The sequence below is a fragment of the Bifidobacterium asteroides genome (assembly GCF_003202695.1).
Taxonomy (GTDB): domain Bacteria; phylum Actinomycetota; class Actinomycetes; order Actinomycetales; family Bifidobacteriaceae; genus Bombiscardovia; species Bombiscardovia asteroides_G.
In genome coordinates, this window is the sequence record NZ_QGLL01000009.1 from 1 (window position 1) to 20,396 (window position 20,396).

At 60.9% G+C, this 20,396-nt stretch carries 27 protein-coding genes; all 27 read right to left on the bottom strand.

What is annotated here, in order from left to right; all coding sequences use genetic code 11:
* Positions 1-58: 58 nt before the first annotated feature.
* The gene (locus tag DKK75_RS06140) at positions 59-421 is read right to left on the bottom strand and encodes a hypothetical protein (protein ID WP_110452574.1); all 363 of its coding nucleotides are present in this window, start codon (positions 419-421) and stop codon (positions 59-61) included.
* 490 nt (positions 422-911) lie between these two features.
* Positions 912-2,924, bottom strand: coding sequence for an ABC transporter ATP-binding protein (locus tag DKK75_RS06145; protein WP_110452575.1), 2,013 nt, complete (start codon positions 2,922-2,924; stop codon positions 912-914).
* Positions 2,917-4,722: an ABC transporter ATP-binding protein gene (locus tag DKK75_RS06150; RefSeq protein WP_258333183.1), complete on the bottom strand. Its 1,806-nt coding sequence runs from the start codon at positions 4,720-4,722 to the stop codon at positions 2,917-2,919. The genes DKK75_RS06145 and DKK75_RS06150 overlap by 8 nt, the downstream gene beginning before the upstream one ends.
* A 335-nt stretch (positions 4,723-5,057) precedes the next feature.
* A complete protein-coding gene (locus DKK75_RS06155) occupies positions 5,058-5,630 on the bottom strand; it encodes an adenylate kinase (protein ID WP_110452577.1) in 573 nt (190 codons plus the stop codon).
* Positions 5,631-5,881: 251 nt separating this feature from the next.
* Positions 5,882-7,210: a preprotein translocase subunit SecY gene (gene secY, locus DKK75_RS06160; RefSeq protein ID WP_110452578.1), complete on the bottom strand. Its 1,329-nt coding sequence runs from the start codon at positions 7,208-7,210 to the stop codon at positions 5,882-5,884.
* Positions 7,211-7,394: 184 nt separating this feature from the next.
* Complete coding sequence (gene rplO, locus DKK75_RS06165) at positions 7,395-7,859, bottom strand: 50S ribosomal protein L15 (protein ID WP_110452579.1); 465 nt, start codon at positions 7,857-7,859, stop codon at positions 7,395-7,397.
* A 2-nt stretch (positions 7,860-7,861) separates the two neighbouring features.
* Entirely contained in the window at positions 7,862-8,047 is a 186-nt protein-coding gene (gene rpmD, locus DKK75_RS06170; protein ID WP_110452580.1) for a 50S ribosomal protein L30, read from the bottom strand.
* Positions 8,047-8,808, bottom strand: a complete 762-nt coding sequence (gene rpsE / locus DKK75_RS06175; RefSeq protein WP_110452581.1) for a 30S ribosomal protein S5 — start codon at positions 8,806-8,808, stop codon at positions 8,047-8,049. Before rpsE ends, rpmD begins: the two co-directional genes overlap by 1 nt.
* Positions 8,805-9,176, bottom strand: a complete 372-nt coding sequence (gene rplR / locus DKK75_RS06180; protein WP_015022343.1) for a 50S ribosomal protein L18 — start codon at positions 9,174-9,176, stop codon at positions 8,805-8,807. The genes rpsE and rplR overlap by 4 nt, the downstream gene beginning before the upstream one ends.
* A 1-nt stretch (position 9,177) precedes the next feature.
* Entirely contained in the window at positions 9,178-9,717 is a 540-nt protein-coding gene (rplF, locus tag DKK75_RS06185) for a 50S ribosomal protein L6 (RefSeq protein WP_110452582.1), read from the bottom strand.
* Between the two features lie 16 nt (positions 9,718-9,733).
* Positions 9,734-10,132, bottom strand: a complete 399-nt coding sequence (rpsH, locus tag DKK75_RS06190; protein WP_024626787.1) for a 30S ribosomal protein S8 — start codon at positions 10,130-10,132, stop codon at positions 9,734-9,736.
* A gap of 80 nt (positions 10,133-10,212) precedes the next feature.
* Entirely contained in the window at positions 10,213-10,398 is a 186-nt protein-coding gene (locus tag DKK75_RS06195) for a type Z 30S ribosomal protein S14 (protein WP_015022346.1), read from the bottom strand.
* 1 nt (position 10,399) lies between these two features.
* Complete coding sequence (gene rplE / locus DKK75_RS06200; RefSeq protein ID WP_024626788.1) at positions 10,400-10,972, bottom strand: 50S ribosomal protein L5; 573 nt, start codon at positions 10,970-10,972, stop codon at positions 10,400-10,402.
* Positions 10,969-11,304 carry a 50S ribosomal protein L24 gene (rplX, locus tag DKK75_RS06205; protein ID WP_110452583.1) on the bottom strand — a complete coding sequence of 112 codons (336 nt, stop codon included), beginning with the start codon at positions 11,302-11,304 and terminating at the stop codon, positions 10,969-10,971. Before rplX ends, rplE begins: the two co-directional genes overlap by 4 nt.
* Position 11,305: 1 nt before the next feature.
* A complete protein-coding gene (gene rplN / locus DKK75_RS06210; protein WP_015022349.1) occupies positions 11,306-11,674 on the bottom strand; it encodes a 50S ribosomal protein L14 in 369 nt (122 codons plus the stop codon).
* A 79-nt stretch (positions 11,675-11,753) separates the two neighbouring features.
* Positions 11,754-12,020 (bottom strand): 30S ribosomal protein S17, encoded by a 267-nt coding sequence (gene rpsQ / locus DKK75_RS06215; protein ID WP_015022350.1) that lies wholly within the window; start codon positions 12,018-12,020, stop codon positions 11,754-11,756.
* Between the two features lie 2 nt (positions 12,021-12,022).
* Positions 12,023-12,286: a 50S ribosomal protein L29 gene (rpmC, locus tag DKK75_RS06220; protein WP_015022351.1), complete on the bottom strand. Its 264-nt coding sequence runs from the start codon at positions 12,284-12,286 to the stop codon at positions 12,023-12,025.
* Positions 12,286-12,705 (bottom strand): 50S ribosomal protein L16, encoded by a 420-nt coding sequence (rplP, locus tag DKK75_RS06225; RefSeq protein WP_110452584.1) that lies wholly within the window; start codon positions 12,703-12,705, stop codon positions 12,286-12,288. The genes rpmC and rplP overlap by 1 nt, the downstream gene beginning before the upstream one ends.
* 3 nt (positions 12,706-12,708) lie before the next feature.
* Positions 12,709-13,554 (bottom strand): 30S ribosomal protein S3, encoded by an 846-nt coding sequence (rpsC, locus tag DKK75_RS06230; RefSeq protein WP_110452585.1) that lies wholly within the window; start codon positions 13,552-13,554, stop codon positions 12,709-12,711.
* Positions 13,554-13,913: a 50S ribosomal protein L22 gene (rplV, locus tag DKK75_RS06235; protein ID WP_110452586.1), complete on the bottom strand. Its 360-nt coding sequence runs from the start codon at positions 13,911-13,913 to the stop codon at positions 13,554-13,556. The genes rpsC and rplV overlap by 1 nt, the downstream gene beginning before the upstream one ends.
* A gap of 21 nt (positions 13,914-13,934) precedes the next feature.
* Positions 13,935-14,213, bottom strand: coding sequence for a 30S ribosomal protein S19 (gene rpsS, locus DKK75_RS06240; protein WP_015022355.1), 279 nt, complete (start codon positions 14,211-14,213; stop codon positions 13,935-13,937).
* Between the two features lie 15 nt (positions 14,214-14,228).
* Entirely contained in the window at positions 14,229-15,059 is an 831-nt protein-coding gene (gene rplB, locus DKK75_RS06245; RefSeq protein WP_110452587.1) for a 50S ribosomal protein L2, read from the bottom strand.
* 35 nt (positions 15,060-15,094) lie between these two features.
* Positions 15,095-15,397 (bottom strand): 50S ribosomal protein L23, encoded by a 303-nt coding sequence (rplW, locus tag DKK75_RS06250; RefSeq protein ID WP_110452588.1) that lies wholly within the window; start codon positions 15,395-15,397, stop codon positions 15,095-15,097.
* 5 nt (positions 15,398-15,402) lie between these two features.
* On the bottom strand, positions 15,403-16,077 hold the full coding sequence (rplD, locus tag DKK75_RS06255) for a 50S ribosomal protein L4 (protein WP_110452589.1): 675 nt from the start codon (positions 16,075-16,077) through the stop codon (positions 15,403-15,405).
* 4 nt (positions 16,078-16,081) lie between these two features.
* Positions 16,082-16,735, bottom strand: coding sequence for a 50S ribosomal protein L3 (gene rplC, locus DKK75_RS06260; protein ID WP_015022359.1), 654 nt, complete (start codon positions 16,733-16,735; stop codon positions 16,082-16,084).
* Positions 16,736-16,751: 16 nt separating this feature from the next.
* Positions 16,752-17,060, bottom strand: a complete 309-nt coding sequence (gene rpsJ / locus DKK75_RS06265) for a 30S ribosomal protein S10 (protein ID WP_006295278.1) — start codon at positions 17,058-17,060, stop codon at positions 16,752-16,754.
* A gap of 286 nt (positions 17,061-17,346) precedes the next feature.
* A complete protein-coding gene (adhE, locus tag DKK75_RS06270) occupies positions 17,347-20,130 on the bottom strand; it encodes a bifunctional acetaldehyde-CoA/alcohol dehydrogenase (protein WP_309146229.1) in 2,784 nt (927 codons plus the stop codon).
* Positions 20,131-20,396: the final 266 nt, after the last annotated feature.

The following is a 20,396-nucleotide window of genomic DNA, read 5'->3' on the forward strand; positions in this document are numbered from 1 at the left end:
GCGATCCGGCGCAGGGGAGCCAACAAGCACTGACAGGAAGAACGGCCTGGCTGGCCAGTCACTGAAAAGACCAGCCAACCAGGCCATGAACACCAGCAACAACGCTGTTCCCGCAAATACATGAGAACCGGCCGAATCCCCCAACCAGGGATCCGGCCGATTCTTTTATTACCTCGGGATCGATTCTCTGGCACGTGTTGAAATCCTTGGAGCCCAGATACCGGTGGGTGCTGGCCTGAAGGGCCCGTGCCTCCGGATATTCGTTCAGATTCTGCAGATCCAAGAAGACGAGCAGGAGCCGACCCTTCCCGCAACGGCATTCCAGCAGCTGCGTCATGGGTCGCAGGTAGGCGTAGCTGTCCGTCTTGGTGATGATGGACTGGTAGCGCTCGGACAGGACGATGGCCCGCTGGACAGCCATGGGCCACCACTGCCGGTCAGCGTACGAGTCAGTAGGAAAATCGGCGAAAACAGGTGATCGGCCTGAATGAACTACCCCATGGTGCCGCTCTGGTCCTTGAATATCTCCACTGAACAGAAGTCCGTGGAGATCGGATTCTTGTCCGGTTTTTCAATCCCATGAGATGGAATCGTAAGCTCTGTGTAACCTTTACTGTGCGCCCATAGTCATCAGCCACTTGTCGGCTCAGTAAAACTGTATATATTCGCTCTCGGTTCATAGGCGGAATCGGCCCTCAGAACTGTATGAATTATTTAAAAATACTAAAAATTGCTCCTAGGTCAGTACGTCTGACCAGCACTTGTTGGACTCGGGATGACTGGAGAAAATGGCCGAATACCTACCACGAAAGGGTCGGCCCATCGAAGGACCGACCCCTACACTGGCTTTCGCTTAATGCTGGATCATGCCTTCCTGCGTCTTCTTCCACCGTCAGGCATTCCTGGTGAGCCTATTCCAGTTCCAGGGCTCCGGTGTAGAGCTGGTAGTACTCACCATGCCTGGCTATCAGCTCATCATGGTTGCCGCGCTCGATGATCCGCCCATGATCCAGAACCATGATCACATCGGAGTTGCGGACCGTGGAGAGTCGGTGGGCGATGACGAAGACCGTTCGGCCGCGCATCAGTGCATCCATGCCTTGCTGGACCACTTCCTCGGTCCTGGTGTCGATCGAGGAAGTGGCTTCGTCCAGGATCATGGCCGGGGGATCCGCCACAGCCGCCCTGGCAATGGAAATCAGCTGGCGCTGACCCTGGGACAGTCCGCTTCCATCCCCCTCAAGAACCGTCTGGTAGCCCTGGGGAAGCATGCGGATGAAGCTGTCTGCGTTGGTCATCCTGGCCGCTTCGATGCACTCCTCGTCCGTGGCATCCAGGCGCCCATAGCGGATGTTGTCCAGGACGGTGCCGGTGAAGAGGTTGACATCCTGAAGGACGATGCCCAAGGAGCGGCGGAGGTCAGGCTTGCGGATGTTTTTCACATCGATACCGTCATAGAGGATCTGCCCCTGCTGGATGTCGTAGAAGCGGTTGATCAGGTTGGTGATCGTGGTCTTGCCGGCACCAGTGGCACCGACCAGCGCCACCTTCTGCCCGGGCTTGGCGAACCAGGTGATGTCGTGCAGAACAGGCTTGCTCGGATCATACCCGAAGCTGACGTCAGTGAATCGCACATCCCCCTGGAGGAGGGTGTATCGCCCGTCAGGGGATGTGATGGCCTGATCCTTGGCCTTCAGAGCCACATCGCGCGCATCGCCTGGAAGCTTCATGGCGGCCTCCAGCGAGCGCCTGCCATCGTCATCGGCCTCGCGCTTCCAGGCCCAATGCCCTGTTTCATGGTCGACGGGGGTCATGGTCCGGCCGTCCGAGGCCAGTTTGACGCTGACCAATCTGACCGTGCCCTGGTCGGACTCGACAGGCTGGTCCATCAGGTCGAAGATCCGGGAGGCGCCGGCCAGGGCCATCATGACCATGTTGAACTGCATGGAGACCTGGCCGATCGGGTTGATGAAGGAGCGGGAAAGGGTCAGGAGGGAGACGATGGTTCCCAGGGTCAGCGGCCCTGCCCCGGTCAGTCCTACGTTGCCCATGCCCGCGATGCCGGCCAGACCGCCGACGATGGCCAGGATGACATAGAGCAGGTAGCCCATATTGCCCACGACCGGCATAGTGACGTTGCCGTAGGTGTTGGCCTGGGCCGAGGCCTGGAAGAGCTCCTCGTTCCTCTCCTCGAAGACTTTGGCAGTGGCATCCTCGTGGTTGAAGACCTTGATGATCTTCTGTCCGTTGACGGCCTCTTCCACGAAAGCGTTCACCTGGCCCAGATAGCGCTGCTGGTGAACGAAGTACCGGCCGCTTCGGGTGACCAGAACCCGGACCACCACAATCAGGACCGCCGCGAAAACCAGTGTCAGAACGGTGAGGGGGATGGAAAGCCAGAGCATGGAGATCAAAGCGGCCAAGGCGGACAGTACCGAGGAGACCATCTGCGGGAAGGACTGAGAGATGGCCTGACGGAGGGTATCCGTGTCATTGGTGTAGCGGCTCATGGTGTCGCCGTGCTCATGGGTGTCGAAGAAGCCGATGGGCAGCTCCTGCTGGTGGGCGAACATCTGGTCGCGGATGGTCTTCAGGGTGCCCTGTTCCACCTTGACAATCAGCCAGTTCCAGAACCAGGAGCAGAAGGTTCCCACCGCATAGAGGCAGCCCATCAGGATCAGCGTCCTCATCAACGGTCCCCAATCGGGGTCAGCGGCCCCAACCAGCGGCAGAATATAGTGATCGATCAGCGGCTGAAGGAAGAAGGCCGATGCGGCCTGGGCTCCGGCGCTGATGATGATGCAGACCACGATCACCGCCAGCTGCCAACGGTAGGCCAGCAAATAGCTCAGGATCCGACGGGTCGTTCCCGGAGCGGCCTTGTCCAGGCGGGGCTTGCGGTCCTTGAATGATCCGTCACTCATGGTCCTTGTCCTCCTCGCCCTGGTTCCTGGTCTGTGATTCGTAGATGGATCGGTACTCCTGACATGTTCGCAGGAGCTCCTGGTGCGTGCCCTGGTCGAGAATCCTGCCCTCCTCCAGGACCACTATCAGGTCGGCATCCTCCACAGAGGCCAGACGCTGGGAGATGATGATCTTGGTGGTGTCTGGGATTTCCTGGCTGAAAGCACGGCGGATCAGCTGGTCGGTCTTGGTATCCACGGCGCTGGTTGAGTCATCCAGAATCAGAATGTCGGGTTTCTTCAGAAGGGCCCGTGCTATGCATAGACGCTGTCGCTGGCCGCCAGAGAGGTTGGTGCCGCCCTCGTCCAGGTAGGTCTGATAGCCATCGGGAAACTCCCTGACAAAACCGTCGGCCTGAGCCAGGGTGCAGGCGCGCACCAGCTCTTTGTCCGTGGCTTGGGGATTGCCCCAGCGCAGGTTCTCGGCGATGGTCCCGGTGAAGAGGACATTCTTTTGGAGCACCATCGCCACCTGGTCGCGCAGGACGGTCAGGTCGTACTGGCGTACATCCACCCCGCCCACCTGGAGGGACCCCTCGGTCACGTCGTAGAGACGAGGGATGAGCTGGACCAGGCTGGACTTGGAGGAGCCGGTCCCGCCCACGATGCCCAGGGTGGAGCCCGAGGGAACGTCCAGATTGATATGGCTCAGAACGGGACGTTCGGACCCATTCGAGTAGCGGAAGGTCACATCCTGGAAGCTGATGGAGCCGTCGGCCACCTTCATCACCGGCTTGGCGGGATCATGCACGGTGCTGACCTCGTTCAGCACCTGGCAAATGCGCTCCGCCGAGGCCTGGGATATAACGACCATGACCACGATCATGGAGACCATGTTCATCGCCATCATGATCTGGATGGCATAGGTGACCAGGGCGGTCAGATCGCCTGTGGTCAGCCCCAGAGCGGCATTATTTCCTGATGCCACAATCTGGGAGGCGCCCATCCAGGATATGACCAGCAGAGAGGCGTAGATGCAGAAGTTCAACAGCGCCGGGTTCAGGCTCATGATCCGCTCGGCCTTGCAGAAGGCCCGGTAGATGGCCATGGAAATACCGTTGAATTTGTGCTCCTCGTAGTCCTCCCGGTTGTAGGACTTGACCACTCTGATGCCCTGAAGGTTCTCGTCCACCACGTTGTTGAGATGGTCGTAGGTGTGGAAGACGCGCTCGAAGATAGGGTGAACCAGCAGGGACAGACCAATCAGACCGAAGCCCAGGATGGGAATGGCGATCAGGAAGACCAGGGATATGGGCTTGGAGATCTTATAAGAAAAGAGCCAGGCCACGATGACCATGATCGGCGCCCTGACCCCGACCCTGATGACCATCTGATAGGCGTTCTGCAGGTTGGTCACATCGGTGGTCAGCCTGGTGATGATGGATCCGATGGAGAAACGGTCGATGTTGGTGAAGCTGAAGGACTGCACCTTGGCGAACAGATCGCTGCGGACATTCTTGGCCAGTCCGGAAGAGGCGATAGCCGCATACCGACCGGACATGAACCCGGAGAACAGGGAGACGGCCGAGCAGGCCAGCAATATCAGCCCGAACTTGAAAATGGCCGGCATGGACCTCCCCGAGACTCCCTGGTCGATCAGGGATGCCATGATGGTCGGGATTACAATCTCAAGGACGCTCTCAAGAAAGACGAAGGCCGGAGCCAGAAAGCTGGCCTTCCGATATTCGCGCAAGGAGCGCAGAATGGTTCGGATGGTATGCTTCGAACGCGCTGGTTCCTGTTTATCCGATCTGACCACGGATGCCGTAGACCCCTTCAAATGGACCTCTTCTGTTTCTGAACTGAATGCTCTATCTTTTGCAGCCAATCACCGACATACAATACCCTCGAAAGAGGGTCTGAATGCACCTAGGCTATCATCCTGTCCGCCAGGGATGGGCGGACGCGCGGGGATTTCCGCCCTGCACAAAAAGAAGCTGTCACGCCCCTTGGGGTCATGCAGCTTCTATGCTCCTGCGAGTCTTACCAGCGAGTCTTATCAGTGTGTTGCGAACAAGGCATTCACAGTCTTGCTCATTGCCTAGCATCGGTTGATTGAGCCAGTGGCAGGCATCTTATCTGACAGGCTGTAAATTAGCGCTCGTCCAACTTGGTGATGATCTCCTTGGAGATCTGGTCGACCTCGCCCTGGCCATCCACTGCGACTAGAAGGCCGCGGGACTTGTAGGTGTTCAACAGGGGGGCAGTCTCCTTGGCATAGATATCCAGACGCTTGGCAATCGCCTCGGGGGTATCGTCTGCCCGCCCCTCTTCCTTGGCCCGCTTGGCGATGCGTTGCATGAGCACGTCATGGTCAGCATCCAGGGCCACCACAGCCGTCAGCGGAGTGTCCAGCTCCTGGAGCATCTGGTCCAGCGCCTCGACCTGGGAGGCCGAACGGGGGTAGCCGTCCAGAATCCAGCCCTGGGCGACATCATCCATACCAAGACGGTCCTTGACGATCTTGTTGGTCAGCTCGTCTGGCACCAGCTCACCCTTGTCGGTGTAGGCCTTGGCCTGTTTGCCCAGTTCGGTTCCGTTCTTCAAGTTGTAGCGGAAAATGTCGCCGGTGGAGATGGCCGGAATCCCGTAATGCTTGCTGAGCAAGGCCGCCTGAGTGCCCTTGCCAACACCTTGAGGTCCCATGATCAACAGTCGCTGTGCCATTCCCAATCCTTTGTTCAATGTTTGACGCTCTTGACTCTCCGGTCCCGGACGGTCTTAGCAGTCTTAGCCGCGCAGAACCCTCATTTATGTATGCTAGCGGCTACCTGACCCAATACAGCCTCCACTCGCTAAACCCATGCAAACTATCTTTCCGAGACAAAAAGAATCCGGCCCCATGCCACCAAGGACCAGGGCCGGACCTTCATCTGTTTTAGTCTGACACCACTTGCTGATGTTTGAGCGCAGTGTCCTCAGCCTTCCTTGTGGTCGCCCTCCAGAAGGAAGCCGGCGTATTGGAACTGCTCCGTCTGCGCCCTGGCCTGGCGCAGAGTATCCAGGCCGACGCCAGCGATGATCAGGATAGTGGTGCCGCCGAAGGGCAGCTTGGAGTTGATCTTCAGCAGCATGATCAGCACCGTGGGGATCATAGCTACAAAGAGCAGGTAGATGGCACCCACCGTGTTCAGCCGGTTCATTACGTAGGACAGATACCGACTGGTGGCACGCCCCGCCCTGATGCCCGGAATGAAGCCGCCATACTGCTTCATGTTGTCAGCCGTCTCATCAGGATTGAAGGTGATCGAAGTGTAGAAGAAGCAGAAGAAGACGATCATGACCGAGTAGAGCACGATGTACCAGACCGAGGTCGTGTTGGCCATGTTGTCGTTGATCCACTTGACCCAGCCCTGATCGGGCTTGCCGAACTGGGCAATAAGTGTAGGGATAGCCAGAATGGAGGAGGCGAAGATTGGTGGAATCACGCCTGACATATTGATCTTGAGCGGCAGATAAGTGGAGGATCCACCATACATCTTGCGACCGATCATCCTACGGGTGTACTGGACGGGAATGCGGCGCTGGGCCAGCTCCACGTAGTCGACCAGAATCAGAATGACCACCAGGACGGTCACGACAATGCCGAATTTGACCCAGTCGCCGTTCTTGCCGTTAGTCCCCCAGCCGATGTTCCAGAGCTGGGGCAGGAAGCCGGAGCAGATGGAGGTGAAGATCAGGACGGACATGCCGTTGCCGATCCCCTTGTCGGTGATCAGCTCGGCCATCCACATAATCAGACCGGTGCCGCCGGTCATGATCAGAACCATGACCACCAGATTCCAAACGGAGCTGTCAGGAATGACCTGCTGCTGGCACGCCCCATTGAAGAGCGCCCCGTTGCGGGCCGTGACCAGAATAGTCGTGGACTGCAGCACGGCCAGGCCGATGGTCAAATACCTGGTGTACTCAGTCAGCTTGGCCTCGCCGGACTGGCCTTCCTTGTGCAGGGCCTCGAAGCGGGGAATGACCACGCGCAGCAGCTGTACCACGATGGATGCGGTGATGTAGGGCATGATGCCCAGCGCGAAGATGGACAGCTGCAGCAGAGCACCGCCTGAGAATAGATTGACCAGGCCGATGAAGTCCTCATTGCCGGCCGTAGTGATGCACTTCTGTACGGAAGGATAATCCACGCCTGGGGTAGGTATGAACGACCCTATGCGATAGATGATGATGATACCAAGAACGAAGAGGATTTTCTTCCTCAGCTCCTTGGTCTTGAAGGCCTGGATTAACGTCCTCACCTAAGTTCCCTCCCTACGCGCCCGCGCGTTGGTCCCGGTGCATCGCACCTTCTTGCTCCGACCAGCTTAACCGATGGCTCCGTCAAATTCCGACGGCACCCGAGTCGGAAACGAATTCCGGCCCCGCCCGCTTGGAGCGGGGAGGGCCGGAATCATCTGCCTTGCGGTCTGTCCCCTCTGAGCATCAGTCTTCGGAAACGGATCCGCCTGCGGCTTCTATCTTGCTTTTTGCCGATGCCGAGGCCTTGACGCCCTTAAGGGTGAAAGCAGCCTTGACGTCGCCGTCACCCAGGATCTTGACAGGATGGCCCTTGCGGACCGCTCCCCTGTTGACCAGATCCTCGACGGTAACCTCGCCGCCCTTGGGGAAGAGCCCTTCCAGAGCGCCCAGGTTGACCACCTGGTACTCCTTCTTGAAGGGGCTCCTGAACCCGCGCAGCTTGGGCAGCCTCATGTACAGGGGCAGCTGGCCGCCTTCAAAGCCCGGGCGGACCTGGTAGCGGGCCTTGGTGCCCTTGGTGCCACGACCGGAGGTCTTGCCCTTGGACCCCTCGCCACGACCCACACGGATGCGGTCGCGCTTGGCGCCCGGAGCCGGACGCAGGTCATGCATCTGCAGGATGGTGGGCTCTTGCTTGTCGCTGGCCATAATCAGTCTGCCTCCTCTACGTTCACCAGGTGGCGGACCTTGTCGGCCATCCCCCGGTAGACGGGGGTGTCCTCACGCAGGACTGTCTGGCCGATTTTGTGAAGGCCCAGAGACCTGACGTTCTCCTTCTGGCGCTCGGTGGCATGAGCCACGCCCTTGACCAGGGTGATCTTGATCTGCTTGGTCATCACTCACCTGCCTTCGACTGCTCGTCAGCCTTGGCCTTGGCCTCTTCGCGCTCCTTGCGCTCGTCGGCAATGCCGGCTGCACGTGCACGCAGGAGGGAGTCAGGGGCGACCTCCTCCAAAGGCAGACCGCGGCGTGCTGCGATCTCCTCGGGCTCCTCAAGTTGCTTCAGAGCAGCCACAGTGGCCCGCACCATGTTGACGGCCGTGGCCGACCCCATGGACTTGCTGAGAATATCGGTGATGCCAGCGCACTCCAGGACTGCGCGAACCGGACCACCGGCGATAACACCGGTGCCTGGTGCTGCAGGCCGCAGGAGAACAGTTCCCGCCGCATCGTGGCCGATCACCGGATGGGTGACAGTGCCACGGATCCGGGGAACAGTGAACATGTGCTTTTTGGCGTCCAGCTGACCCTTGGAGATGGCTGCGGGAACCTCGCGGGACTTGCCGTAGCCAACGCCCACGGTGCCTTTGCCGTCGCCCACGACCACCAGGGCCGCGAAGCTGAAGGTTCGCCCGCCCTTGTGAACCTTGGACACACGGTTGATGGTCACGACCCTGTCGAGCATGTCGTCACGGTCATCGCGGTCACGACGACCACGACGGCCATCCCTGCGGCCGTCACGGGAACCGCCCCGACGACCACCGCGGCGATCATCGTTCCGGTCGTTCCGGTCCCTTCTGCCACCCTGGCTGGACTGAGCGTTTGTTGAATCTTCAGTCACCTGGGTTGTTTCCTTTGTCGTTACGTTGTCGCTCACAGTGCCAAACCTCCCTCACGGGCGCCTTCCGCAACCGCTGCGACCCTTCCGTGGTACTTGTTGCCACCACGGTCGAAGACCACGGTGGTGATGCCAGCCTTCTTGGCCTTGGCCGCAATCTGCTCGCCCACCTTGCGGGCGGCTTCGGTCTTGGTGCCCTTGAAGGAGCCATAGTCCGAAGCCATAGTCGACTCGCTGACCAGGGTGACGCCCCTGGTGTCGTCGACGATCTGGGCGATCATATTGCGGTTGGTCCGAGTGACCACCAGACGGGGACGCTCTGCCGTGCCGGAGACGTGCTTGCGCAGACGGGCATGGCGGCGCAGACGGGCGATCTTCTTGCCTTTGCCTAGTATCGAGACCGTCATATCACTTACCAGCCTTTCCAGCCTTGCGCAGGATGTGCTCATCGGCGTACTTGATGCCCTTGCCCTTGTAAGGCTCGGGAGCACGCAGGGCGCGGATATTGGCCGCAGCCTGGCCGACAGCCTGCTTGTCGATGCCGGAGACGACCACTTCGTTGGCGTTCGGCGTCTCGAAGGTGATGCCCTCCGGGGGGTCGACAGTGATGGTGTGCGAGTAGCCCAGCGAGAACTCAAGGGACTTGCCCTTGGCAACCACGCGGTAGCCGGTGCCGACGATCAGCAGGTGCTTGCTATAGCCCTTGGAGACGCCTTCGACCATGGAAGCCACAATGGAGCGGCTCAGTCCGTGCTTGGCCTTGGTAGGGCGGTCCTCGTCGGCGGGGGTCATGATGATCTCATTGCCCTCGACCTTGCCGGTGATGCCCTCAGGCAGCGTGTACTCGTCGGAGCCCTTGGGACCCTTGGCGGTGAATTCCTGGCCCTTGAAGGCCACCTCCACACCTGCCGGAACGGCGATGGGGAGCTTACCAATATGCGATGCCATGTTCAGCTCTCCTTTCTCACCATACGTAGGCGACGATTTCGCCGCCGATGCCCCTATCGAGGCATTCCTTCTGGGTCATCAGTCCCGAGCTCGTCGAGATGATGGCGATTCCCAGCCCGCCCAGGGGCATAGGCAGGGAATCCGACTTGGCGTAGCGGCGCAGGCCGGGCTTGGAGACGCGCTTGATTCCCTGAATGGACTGGCGTCCATCGGGACCGTACTTGAGCGTGATCTCCAGATCCTGCCCGACGCGCGCCTCCTTGGCGCGGTAATCGGCGATGAAACCTTCGCGCTTGAGAATCTGCGCGATGTTCGCCTTGAACTTGGAGTACGGCATGTCGACTGTTTCATGCTTGGCCGCACTCGCATTACGCAGACGCGTCAGCATGTCTGCGATGGGATCTGTCATTGTCATGTGGGCTTATGCCCTTCCTCGCCGTGGTTTCCGCCACCGGGCAGCAATCTGCCCCGGCCGCGGACCTTCAGCGTCGATCTTTACCAACTGGACTTCGTCACACCCGGCAGCTCGCCGCGATGGGCCTTCTCGCGAAGGCAGATGCGGCACAGGCCGAACTTGCGATAGACGGAATGAGGACGACCGCAGACCTGGCAGCGCGTGTAGCCACGCACCTTGAACTTCGGCTTGCGTGCCGCCTTGTTTCTCAGAGCGGTTTTTGCCATATCAGTTCTCCTTGAAGGGGAAGCCCAGCTGCTTGAGCAGCGCCCGGGCCTCCTGATCGTTCTTGGTGGAGGTCACCACGGTGATATCCATACCACGCTGGTGATCGATCTGATCAGGATCGATCTCGTGGAACATGGACTGCTCCGTGAGACCGAAATTGTAGTTGCCCTGGCCGTCAAACTGACGGTCGCTGATGCCGCGGAAGTCGCGGATGCGGGGCAGAGCCAGGGTCAGCAGTCGATCCAGGAACTCCCACATGCGCACGCCGCGCAAGGTAGCGAAGGCGCCGATGGCCTGTCCCTCGCGCAGATGGAACTGCGCCACGGACTTCTTGGCCTTGGTGATCTTGGGCTTCTGGCCAGTGATGGCCGTCAGGTCCTTGACCGCACCCTCGATCAGCTTGGAGTCGCGTGCAGCGGCTCCTACGCCCATGGAGACCACGACCTTCTCGATCCTGGGCACCTGCATGGGGTTGGAGAACTTGAACTCCTTCTCCAGCTCGGGCACAATGCTCTCGCGATACTGCTGCAGCAAACGAGGGACTGCCGGTGCTTCAACGGTGGTATCGCTCATGACAGCTCCTTGCCTGACTTCTTAGCGAAGCGGGTGCGCACGACCTTGACCTTGCCGTCACGCGCCTCCTCCTTGATGTTCACGCCGATGCGGGTCGGCTTCTTGGTCTCCGGGTCGATGACCATCACATTGGAGCGATGGATAGGCGCCTCGGTCGGGACGATGCCCGACTCCTGACCCTGCTGGGTTGCCCGCACATGCTTCTTGACGATCTGTATACCCTCGACGATCAGACGGTCCTTGGGCAGAATCCGCAGGACCTTGCCCTCCTTGCCGCGATCCTTGCCGCGGATGACCTTGACCTGGTCGCCTGTCTTGATCTTGGCTACCACTTCAGATCACCTCCGGTGCCAGGGACACGATCTTCATGAAGCGCTTGTCGCGCAGCTCACGACCAACCGGTCCGAAGATACGAGTGCCGCGGGGCTCACGACCGGTGCCGAGGATGACTGCCGCGTTCTCGTCGAACTTGATGTAGGAGCCATCGTGACGACGATGCTCCTTGACCGTACGGACGACGACCGCCTTGACGACCTCGCCCTTCTTGACCGACCCGCCGGGAATGGCATCCTTGACGGTGGCGACGATCACATCGCCAATGCCGGCATAGCGTCGCTTCGACCCGCCGAGCACGCGGATGGCCAGGATCTCCTTGGCACCCGTGTTGTCGGCGACCTGAAGCCGCGATTCCTGCTGAATCATTGATTCTCCTTAGCCGCGCTGGTTCTCCGCAGACACCCCACGCCAGGGCGGGATGAAATGCGGAGCCTGGCCGAACTTGTTACTTGGCGCGCTCGACGATGGAGTCGAGACGCCAGCGCTTGGTCTTGCTCAGAGGACGGGTCTCCATGATACTCACGAAGTCGCCCACATGGGCCTCGTTCTTCTCATCATGGGCCTTGACCTTGCGGTTGCTGCGGACGACCTTGCCGTACAGGGGATGGGTCGAACGCTGCTCCAGCTCTACGGTGATGGTCTTGTCCATCTTGTCGGACACGACATAGCCGCTGCGAACCTTGCGGAAGTTGCGCTCCTGCTTGTCAGCCATGCTTACTTCTCCTCAGCTTTGCTCTCGGCCTTTGCTTCGGCGGGCTCCTGGCTGATGCCCAGCTCGCGCTCGCGCAGGACGGTGTACATCCTGGCAATGTCGTGCTTGACGGCCTTGAGGCGGGAGGTGTTCTCCAGCTGACCGGTGGCCGACTGGAAGCGCAGGTTGAACAGCTCTTCCTTGGACTTCTTCAGGAAATCCTCGATCTCCGCATTGGTCTTTTCATTCAGATTCTTGATGGAATACTCGGCTGTTCCGACTGACATCAGATGTCACCGCCTTCACGTGCAATAATCCGGCACTTCATGGGAAGCTTGTCAGTAGCGCGGCGAAGGGCCTCACGGGCCACATCCTCGCTCACGCCGCCGATTTCGAAGAGCACCCGGCCAGGACGGACATTGGCCACCCAGAACTCGGGCGCACCCTTGCCGGACCCCATTCGGGATCCCAGGGCATGCTTGGTCAGGGGGCGATCCGGGAAGACCGTGATCCAGACGCGGCCACCACGCTTGATGTACCGGGTCATAGCGATACGGGCCGCCTCGATCTGCCGGTTGGTCAGGTAGGCCGGAGCCAAGGCCTGGATGCCGTAGTCGCCGAAAGCGATCTGGTTGCCGCCCTTGGACATGCCCGAACGGCCTGGACGATGCTGCTTGCGGTATTTAGTCCTCTTTGGGATAAGCACGGCTCACTCCTTTGCTTCGGTTGCGACGGGGGCCGAGGCGGTCTGCTCCTGAGCCGCCGCCGGCGGCACGGCCACACCGCTGTTCTGCTTGGCTGCATCCTGCTCGCGGCGGGTGCGTCCCTCGGAGGGACGGACGCCACGACGTGGACGACGATCGCCGCGCCGACCGGGACGGTTGTTCTGCTGAGCCTGCTGCTCCTCGAACTGACGCTCGGTCATATCGCCCTTGTAGATCCAGACCTTGACGCCGATGCGGCCGTAGGTGGTCCTGGCCTCAAAGAAGCCATAGTCGATCAGGGCGCGCAGAGTCTGCAGGGGCACACGGCCCTCGCGGTAGAACTCCGACCGGCTCATCTCGGCTCCGCCCAGACGGCCGGACAGCTTGATCCTGATGCCCTTGGCACCGGCCCGCATGGCGTCCTGCTGAGCCTTGCGCATAGCTCGGCGGAAGGTGACGCGGTTGGTCAGCTGCTCGGCAATGCCCTGAGCCACCAGCTGGGCATCGATGGAGGCGTTCTTGACCTCGAAGATGTTCAGCTGGACCTGCTTGCCGGTGATCTTCTCCAGCTTGGCGCGCACGCGCTCAGCCTCGGCTCCGCGACGACCGATGACAATGCCCGGCCGGGCGGTGTGGATGTCGACGCGCACACGGTCACGGGTCCGCTCGATGACGATCTTGGAGACGCCTGCGCGCTCCAGATCCTTGTTCATCTCCTTGCGGATCTTGTCGTCCTCAAGTACGAAGTCGCTATAGCGCTCCCCCGCCTTGTTGGAGTCGGAGTACCACTTGCTGCGGTGCTCCTCGGTGATGCCGAGTCGGTACCCAAACGGGTTGATCTTCTGCCCCATTATCGGGCTCCTTCCTTGTCGGCCACCACGACGGTGATATGGCTGGTCCGCTTGTTGATGCGGGCCGCACGACCCTGGGCGCGGGCGCGGAACCGCTTCAGGGTGGTGCCCTCATCCACGTAGGTCTCCCGAACCACCAGCTCATGCTCGCGGAAGGGCTGGTTGGCCTTGTCCGCCTTGACACGCGCGTTGGCGATGGCGCTCTCCAGGCACTTGCGGACCGGAACGGCCGCGTCCTGGGGGGCGAATTTCAGAATAGTCACGGCCTCGGTCGCCTGCTTGCCTCGGATGAGGTCGACGACGCGGCGAGCCTTGCGAGGCGTCACGCGAACGTGACGTGCAATTGCCTTAGCTTCCATGTGTCTCTACTCTCCCTCGCCTCAGCGGCGTGCTTTCTTGTCGTCCTTCACGTGACCCCTGAAGGTCCTGGTGGGGGCGAACTCGCCGAGCTTGTGGCCGACCATGGCCTCGGTGACGAAGACCGGGACATGCTTGCGACCATCGTGCACAGCAAACGTGTGCCCGATGAAGTCCGGGGTGATCATGGAACGACGGGACCAGGTCTTGATGACGTTCTTGGTGCCCTTCTCGTTCTGCTCGTCGACTTTCTTCTGCAAGTGGGCGTCGACGAATGGGCCCTTCTTGATGCTACGAGTCATCTTTCCGACACTCCCTTACTTGCGGTTCTTACCATTTGGACGACGACGCACAATCATCTTGTTGGAGGCCTTCTTGGGCCTGCGGGTGCGGACCTCGCCCTTGCCCCAGGGAGACACTGGCGGCTTGCCGCCGCGAGTGCGTCCGCCATGCGGGTGGTCGACCGGGTTCATGGATTCACCACGGGTGATGGGTCTGCGTCCCATCCAGCGAGCACGTCCAGCCTTGCCTAGCTGGATGTTGGCGTGATCGTTGTTGCCGACCTCGCCCACCGTTGCACGGCAGCGGGAATCGACGTTGCGAATCTCACCGGAGGGCATACGCAGCTGGGCGTACGCCCCGTCCTTGGCCACCAGCTGGACGGCAGCACCGGCCGAGCGGGCGATCTTGGCGCCGCCCAGGGGCCGCAGCTCGATGGCGTGGACGATAGTGCCGGTGGGGATGTTGCGCAGAGGCAGGTTGTTGCCAGGCTTGATGTCGGCCTGAGGGCCGGTCTCTATGACATCACCCTGCTTGATGCCCTGCGGCGCAATGATGTAGCGCTTCTCGCCATCTGCAAAGTGCAGAAGGGCAATGCGGGCCGAGCGGTTGGGATCGTATTCGATCTCAGCCACCTTGGCGGGCACGCCGTCCTTGTCCCAGCGGCGGAAGTCGATGAGGCGGTACTGGCGCTTGTGCCCGCCGCCGCGGTGACGGCTGGTGACGCGACCATAGGAGTTGCGTCCGCCGGTCTTGCTCAGCTTGCGAACCAGCGACTTCTCGGGCTTGGAGCGCGTGATTTCGGCGAAGTCCGAAACCGAGGCGTTGCGACGGCCCGCGGTCGTCGGCTTGTATGTACGGATAGCCATAATCTAGTTCTTCCTTAACTTTTCTCGGCTAGCCTTCAGTTGTTGGTACCGAAGACATCGATCGACTGGCCCTCGGCCACCTTGACGATGGCGCGCTTCTCGGCGTTGCGACGACCCCAGCCCGTACGGGTCCGGGTTCGCTTGCCTTGCCGATTCAGGGTGTTGACCGATGTGACCTTCACATTGAAGATCTGCTCGATGGCCTGCTTGATGGCGACCTTGTTGGCATCAGGGTCCACCACGAATGTGTACTGGCCGCGATCCGAGTTGGCGTAGCTCTTCTCGGAGACGACCGGACGCAGAATGATGTCGTGCGCTGGCTTGTGAATAGCTGCCATGAAATTCAGGCCTCCTTGACGGTCTCGGACTTGGCGCCGCCCTTGACGGCCAGGAAGGCATCGAAGCCATCCTTGCTGAAGACGACATCCTCGGCAGTGACCACATCGTAGGTATTGAGCTGATCGGCGAAGAGAACGTGGACGGTGGGCAGGTTCCTCACGGAGAGCCACTCGTTGATGTTCTCACGGGACAGCACGACGGTGGTGAATCTGTTGTCGACCAGAGGCAGCAGGGCTGCCTTGGCGGCCTTGGTGGACGGGGTCTCGCCAATGCCGAAGTCGACCACGTGCACACGTCCGGCGTTGACCCGGTCGGACAGGACGTAGCGCAGGGCTGCAGCCTTCATCTTCTTGGGGGTGCGCTGGAAGTAGTCACGCGGCTGCGGACCGTGGACAATGGCGCCGCCGGTCCACTGGGGAGCGCGGATGGAGCCCTGACGAGCACGACCGGTGCCCTTCTGCTTCCAAGGCTTGCGGCCGCCGCCGGAGACGGTGGACCGGGTCTTGACCGAATGCGTGCCCTGGCGGGCTGCAGCCAGCTGGGCGACGACCACCTGGTGGATCAGCGGCACATGCGAGCGGACATCCTCCTCGGCGATGCCGAAGATCTGCTCGGGTGCATCCACGGTCCCGGTGTTCTTGCCCTGGGCGTCGGTGATGTTCAGAGTCAACTTAGCCATGGTTTCAGGCTCCCTTCACTGCCGAACGAACCAGGACGATGGCGCCGCGAGGCCCGGGCAGGGCACCCTTGATGGCGATGACGCCCTTCTCGGCATCTGCGGAGACGATGGTCAGATTCTGGACGGTCGAAGTGTCGTGACCCATGCGGCCAGCCATCCGCTTGCCCTTGAGGATGCGGCTGGGCGTGGCGCAGGCGCCCACTGAACCGGGACGACGCTCGTTCTTGTGCGAGCCGTGGGTGCGGCGGTAGGACTTGAAGCCCCAGCGCTTGATGGTGCCAGCGAAGCCCTTGCCCTTGGTGGTGCCGGTCACGTCGACCTCGCTGCCCTCAGGCAGCAGGTCCAGGCCCAGCTCCTGGCCGGGCTGATAGCTGTCGGCATCGGCGGTGCGGACCTCGACCAGGTGACGACGCGGGGTCACTCCGGCCTTGGCGAAGTGCCCAGCCAGCGGCTTGGTCACCTTGGTGGGGTCGATCTGCCCGTAGCCGATCTGGATGGCCTGGTAGCCGTCCTTCTCCTGGTTCTTGACCGCGGTCACCACGTTGGTGGACACGTCCACCAAGGTCACCGGGACGAAGAAGCCGTTCTCGTCCCAGACCTGGGACATGCCCAGCTTGCGGCCCAGGAGAGCCTTGCGGTTCCTCTGCTCTTCAGCCATGCGGTTTCCTCCTCCCCTACAGCTTGATCTCGATATTGACGTCCGCCGGCAGATCGATATGCATCAGCGAATCCACAGCCTTGGGCGTGGGATCCACGATGTCAATCAGGCGCTTGTGGGTGCGCATCTCGAAGTGCTCGCGGGAGTCCTTGTACTTATGAGGAGAACGGATGACGACATACACGTTCTTCTCAGTCGGCAGCGGAACGGGGCCAACCACAGTTGCGCCCGCGTTCGTCACCGTCTCGACGATTTTCTTCGCCGATTGGTCGATGACCTCATGGTCATAGGACTTTAGCCTGATGCGGATTTTCTGTCCCGCCATTGCCGTCCGCCCTTTCTAGCGATCTATGAACTGATTACCCAGTCTGTTTCGAGGGCACGGAACGACGGCCACGAGGAGACATTTCTCCCGACAGGCCTCAGCCGGATCCATGCGCAGCCGTGGAGAATCCCGTGGGGATGGGACTCCTCGCTGCACCCGCTATTGTGATTGACAAAATGCGAGCCCAAAACAGGCAACTTTCTTATTAAAGCACGAGGGTTCCCCTAGAAGAATCCGGGCGTGTCGCGCCACTTCCAGGTAGACCCTCGGCGTAATTATGCCCCCTTCAGGCCCGCTGCGAGGCCTCCTGGACTACTTCCTCGCCCTGTCGGGAAACCCTCAACCGGCGGCCCTCCTCCTGGCTTACCCCATAGTAGGCGGCCACGGCAATGTCCTTCATGTCCTCAATCAGCGGAATGCGGGGGTTGGCGGGCGTGCACTGGTCCTCATAGGCGCGCATGCCGATCTGATCCAAGGACTGCCAGTAGAGGTCCTCGTCCACTCCGGCAGCCTGGAAGGAGGAATCCATGCCCAGGCGTTCGTCCCTGTATGATTCCACGGCACTGGCCAGGAGCTCCACGCCCTCCTCGGGAGTAGCGGATTCGATGCCCAGCACATGGGCCATCTGCCTGTAGCGCTCCGGGGCCACATACTCGCTGTATTTGGGCCAGCTGGTCGGCTCGTCCGGGATCCGTCCATTATAGCGGATCACATAGGGCAGGAGGATGGAGTTGGCCCGCCCATGGGCCACATGGCAGAGGGCTCCGATGGTATGCGCCATGCCGTGGCACATGCCCAGGAAAGCCGACCCGAAGGCCATGCCGGCCATGGTTGCCGCATTGTGCATCTTCTCCTGGGCGCGTACCTTGGCCTCGCCGCCGGCGGTGCCCACGGCAGGCTCCAGGTTGTCCCAGATCAGCTTGGCTGCGTGCAGGGCCATGGCGTCGGTGTAGTCATTGGCATAGACCGAGACGAAGGCCTCCATGCAGTGCGTCAGGGCGTCAAAGCCCGAGTCGCAGGCCAGCCGCTTGGGCTGGGTACGGGCCAGAACCGGGTCCACGATGGCCACGCTAGGGGTCAGGGCGTAGTCGGTGATGGGGTACTTGTATCCGGTCTTATGGTCGGTGATGACCGCGAATGGCGTGACCTCCGACCCCGTGCCCGATGAAGTGGGAATGCAGACCAGCCTGGCCTTGGTGCCCAGGGGCGGAATTTTGAAGGCCCGCTTGCGGATGTCGAAGAACTTCTCCCGAACATCGGCAAAGGAGATCTCCGGATGCTCATAGAGCAGCCACATGATCTTGGCTGCGTCCATGGGGCTGCCGCCGCCCACGGCAATGATGGTGTCGGGGCCGAACTCATCACGCATCATGGCTGCGCCGCGCTCCACCGTCTCGACGCTGGGCTCCGGCTCTACGTAGTCGATGATGCGGAAGGTGACCGGCTCAGGCCGAGACCGCAGCTGATCGATGACCTTGTCGACGATCCCCAGCTGCTCCATGACCTTGTCGCAGACGATGACGGCCCGGCGGATGCCGAACATGTCGCGCAGGTAGCGGACGGAATCGGGCTCGAAGTAGGTTTTGGCCGGCACCTTGAACCACTGCATGTTATTGTTCCTCCGCGCGATCCGCTTGATGTTGATCAGATTGACCGCCTGGACGTTGCCCGAGACCGAATTGCCCCCGTAGGAGCCGCAGCCCAGGGTCAGAGAAGGGGCGATGGCATTGTAGATGTCGCCGATGCCGCCCAGGGAGCTGGGCTGATTCCAGATGATCCGGCAGGCGTGCATGCGCTGGCCATACTCGCGCACCAGCCTCTCATCATCGGTGTGGATGGCTGCCGTATGCCCGGCGCCGTAGCGCAGCATCTGCTCGCAGAGGGTGAAACCCTCTTCCTTGTTGCGAGCCTTGAGCACGGCCTGCACCGGAGCCAGCTTCTCCAAGGTCAGGGGTTCCATGGGGCCGACCTGGTCGCATTGGGCTGCCAGGATGGTCGCATCCTCAGGTATCTCGAAGCCGGCCTGACGGGCGATGAACTGGGGGGACTTGCCCGGAACCTCGGAGTTGAGCCTTGGAGCGGGAGCGTCGACACCGGCATGGGCCCGCACGCCGAACATGTACTCCTCCAGCCTGGCCTTCTCCTCAGGGTTGACGAAGTAAGCCTTGCGCCGCTTCATCTCCTCGATTACCCGGTCATGCACATCCTGATGGGCGATGATGGCCTGCTCCGTGGCGCAGATCATGCCATAGTCGAAATGCTTGGACAGGATCAGGTCGTTGACGGCCCGAGGCACGTTGACTCTGCGGTCCACATATGCAGGGGCATTGCCGGCTCCTACACCCAAGGCAGGCTTGCCCGAGGAGTAAGCGGCCTTGACCATGCCGGGACCGCCGGTGGCCAGTATGGTGGCCACGCCTGGGTGCTGCATCAGGGCGCCGGTGGCCTCCACTGAAGGGTGCTCGATCCACTGGATGCAATCCTGCGGAGCGCCTGCCTCGATGGCTGCGTCGCGGACAATACGGGCCGCCTCCACCGAGCAGCGCTGAGCATAGGGATGGAATCCGAAAACGATGGGACAGCGGGTCTTCAGAGCCAGGAGCGATTTGAAGATGGCAGTCGAGGTGGGGTTGGTCACCGGAGTCACGCCAGCCACGACTCCTACCGGCTCGGCTACCTCGATGATGCCATCCACGTCGTTCTCCCTGATGATGCCCACAGTGCGCTGCCTGGCCAGGTAGTTGGTTACGTGCTCGCAGGCGAAGATGTTCTTGGTAGCCTTGTCTTCCACCAGGCCGCGTCCGGTCTCCTCCACGGCCATCTGCGCCAGGGACAGGTGCTTGTTCAGGGCTGCGATCGAGGCCTTGGCCACGATCCGATCCACTTGGCCCTGGTCGAGCTTTTCAAAGGCGCGTAAAGCCGTCTGCGCTCGGACGACCAGGGCGTCCACCTCCATCCGGGCTAGTTCACCGCTGTCGGCCCGGCCGCCTCCCCTGCTAGCCTCCGACTCTTTCACTTGATATTGATGCTTCTGCTTCTGCGTTCCAGCCAAGATACTGGCCCTCCTCATGTTCACCGGATTCCGATGAGGACCAGCAGACGGTCTCAGACCATGATGGTCCACAAAGGACATCCGTCATAACGTGACGAAAATCACAATATAGACCGGAGGGGGAACCATTGAGCTCCAGGATGAGCGAACGTTCGCTTGTCGCGTGTCGTGTGGGAATTCGTGGTTTTTCTGGTCATTTTGCGCACTCCAACGTGCGCTTTGCCGTTCGCTTCGGACGAGGGCGTCAAGACATGAAAAATCCCCGAGGTCCATGAGAGCCTCGG

Bases quoted from the DNA above. Each gene is read 5' to 3' on its own strand.
- DKK75_RS06140 (WP_110452574.1), bottom strand. From the start codon at position 421: ATGGCTGTCCAGCGGGCCATCGTCCTGTCCGAGCGCTACCAGTCCATC.
- DKK75_RS06145 (WP_110452575.1), bottom strand. From the start codon at position 2,924: ATGAGTGACGGATCATTCAAGGACCGCAAGCCCCGCCTGGACAAGGCC.
- DKK75_RS06155 (WP_110452577.1), bottom strand. From the start codon at position 5,630: ATGGCACAGCGACTGTTGATCATGGGACCTCAAGGTGTTGGCAAGGGC.
- rplO (WP_110452579.1), bottom strand. From the start codon at position 7,859: ATGGCCAGCGACAAGCAAGAGCCCACCATCCTGCAGATGCATGACCTG.
- rpmD (WP_110452580.1), bottom strand. From the start codon at position 8,047: ATGACCAAGCAGATCAAGATCACCCTGGTCAAGGGCGTGGCTCATGCC.
- rplR (WP_015022343.1), bottom strand. From the start codon at position 9,176: ATGACGGTCTCGATACTAGGCAAAGGCAAGAAGATCGCCCGTCTGCGC.
- rplF (WP_110452582.1), bottom strand. From the start codon at position 9,717: ATGGCATCGCATATTGGTAAGCTCCCCATCGCCGTTCCGGCAGGTGTG.
- rpsH (WP_024626787.1), bottom strand. From the start codon at position 10,132: ATGACAATGACAGATCCCATCGCAGACATGCTGACGCGTCTGCGTAAT.
- DKK75_RS06195 (WP_015022346.1), bottom strand. From the start codon at position 10,398: ATGGCAAAAACCGCTCTGAGAAACAAGGCGGCACGCAAGCCGAAGTTC.
- rplE (WP_024626788.1), bottom strand. From the start codon at position 10,972: ATGAGCGATACCACCGTTGAAGCACCGGCAGTCCCTCGTTTGCTGCAG.
- rplN (WP_015022349.1), bottom strand. From the start codon at position 11,674: ATGATTCAGCAGGAATCGCGGCTTCAGGTCGCCGACAACACGGGTGCC.
- rpsQ (WP_015022350.1), bottom strand. From the start codon at position 12,020: ATGGCTGACAAGCAGGAGCGCAACTTCCGCAAGGTTCGCAGCGGCTAT.
- rpmC (WP_015022351.1), bottom strand. From the start codon at position 12,286: ATGTCAGTCGGAACAGCCGAGTATTCCATCAAGAATCTGAATGAAAAG.
- rpsC (WP_110452585.1), bottom strand. From the start codon at position 13,554: ATGGGGCAGAAGATCAACCCGTTTGGGTACCGACTCGGCATCACCGAG.
- rplV (WP_110452586.1), bottom strand. From the start codon at position 13,913: ATGGAAGCTAAGGCAATTGCACGTCACGTTCGCGTGACGCCTCGCAAG.
- rpsS (WP_015022355.1), bottom strand. From the start codon at position 14,213: ATGACTCGTAGCATCAAGAAGGGCCCATTCGTCGACGCCCACTTGCAG.
- rplB (WP_110452587.1), bottom strand. From the start codon at position 15,059: ATGGCTATCCGTACATACAAGCCGACGACCGCGGGCCGTCGCAACGCC.
- rplW (WP_110452588.1), bottom strand. From the start codon at position 15,397: ATGGCAGCTATTCACAAGCCAGCGCACGACATCATTCTGCGTCCGGTC.
- rplD (WP_110452589.1), bottom strand. From the start codon at position 16,077: ATGGCTAAGTTGACTCTGAACATCACCGACGCCCAGGGCAAGAACACC.
- rplC (WP_015022359.1), bottom strand. From the start codon at position 16,735: ATGGCTGAAGAGCAGAGGAACCGCAAGGCTCTCCTGGGCCGCAAGCTG.
- rpsJ (WP_006295278.1), bottom strand. From the start codon at position 17,060: ATGGCGGGACAGAAAATCCGCATCAGGCTAAAGTCCTATGACCATGAG.
- adhE (WP_309146229.1), bottom strand. From the start codon at position 20,130: ATGAGGAGGGCCAGTATCTTGGCTGGAACGCAGAAGCAGAAGCATCAA.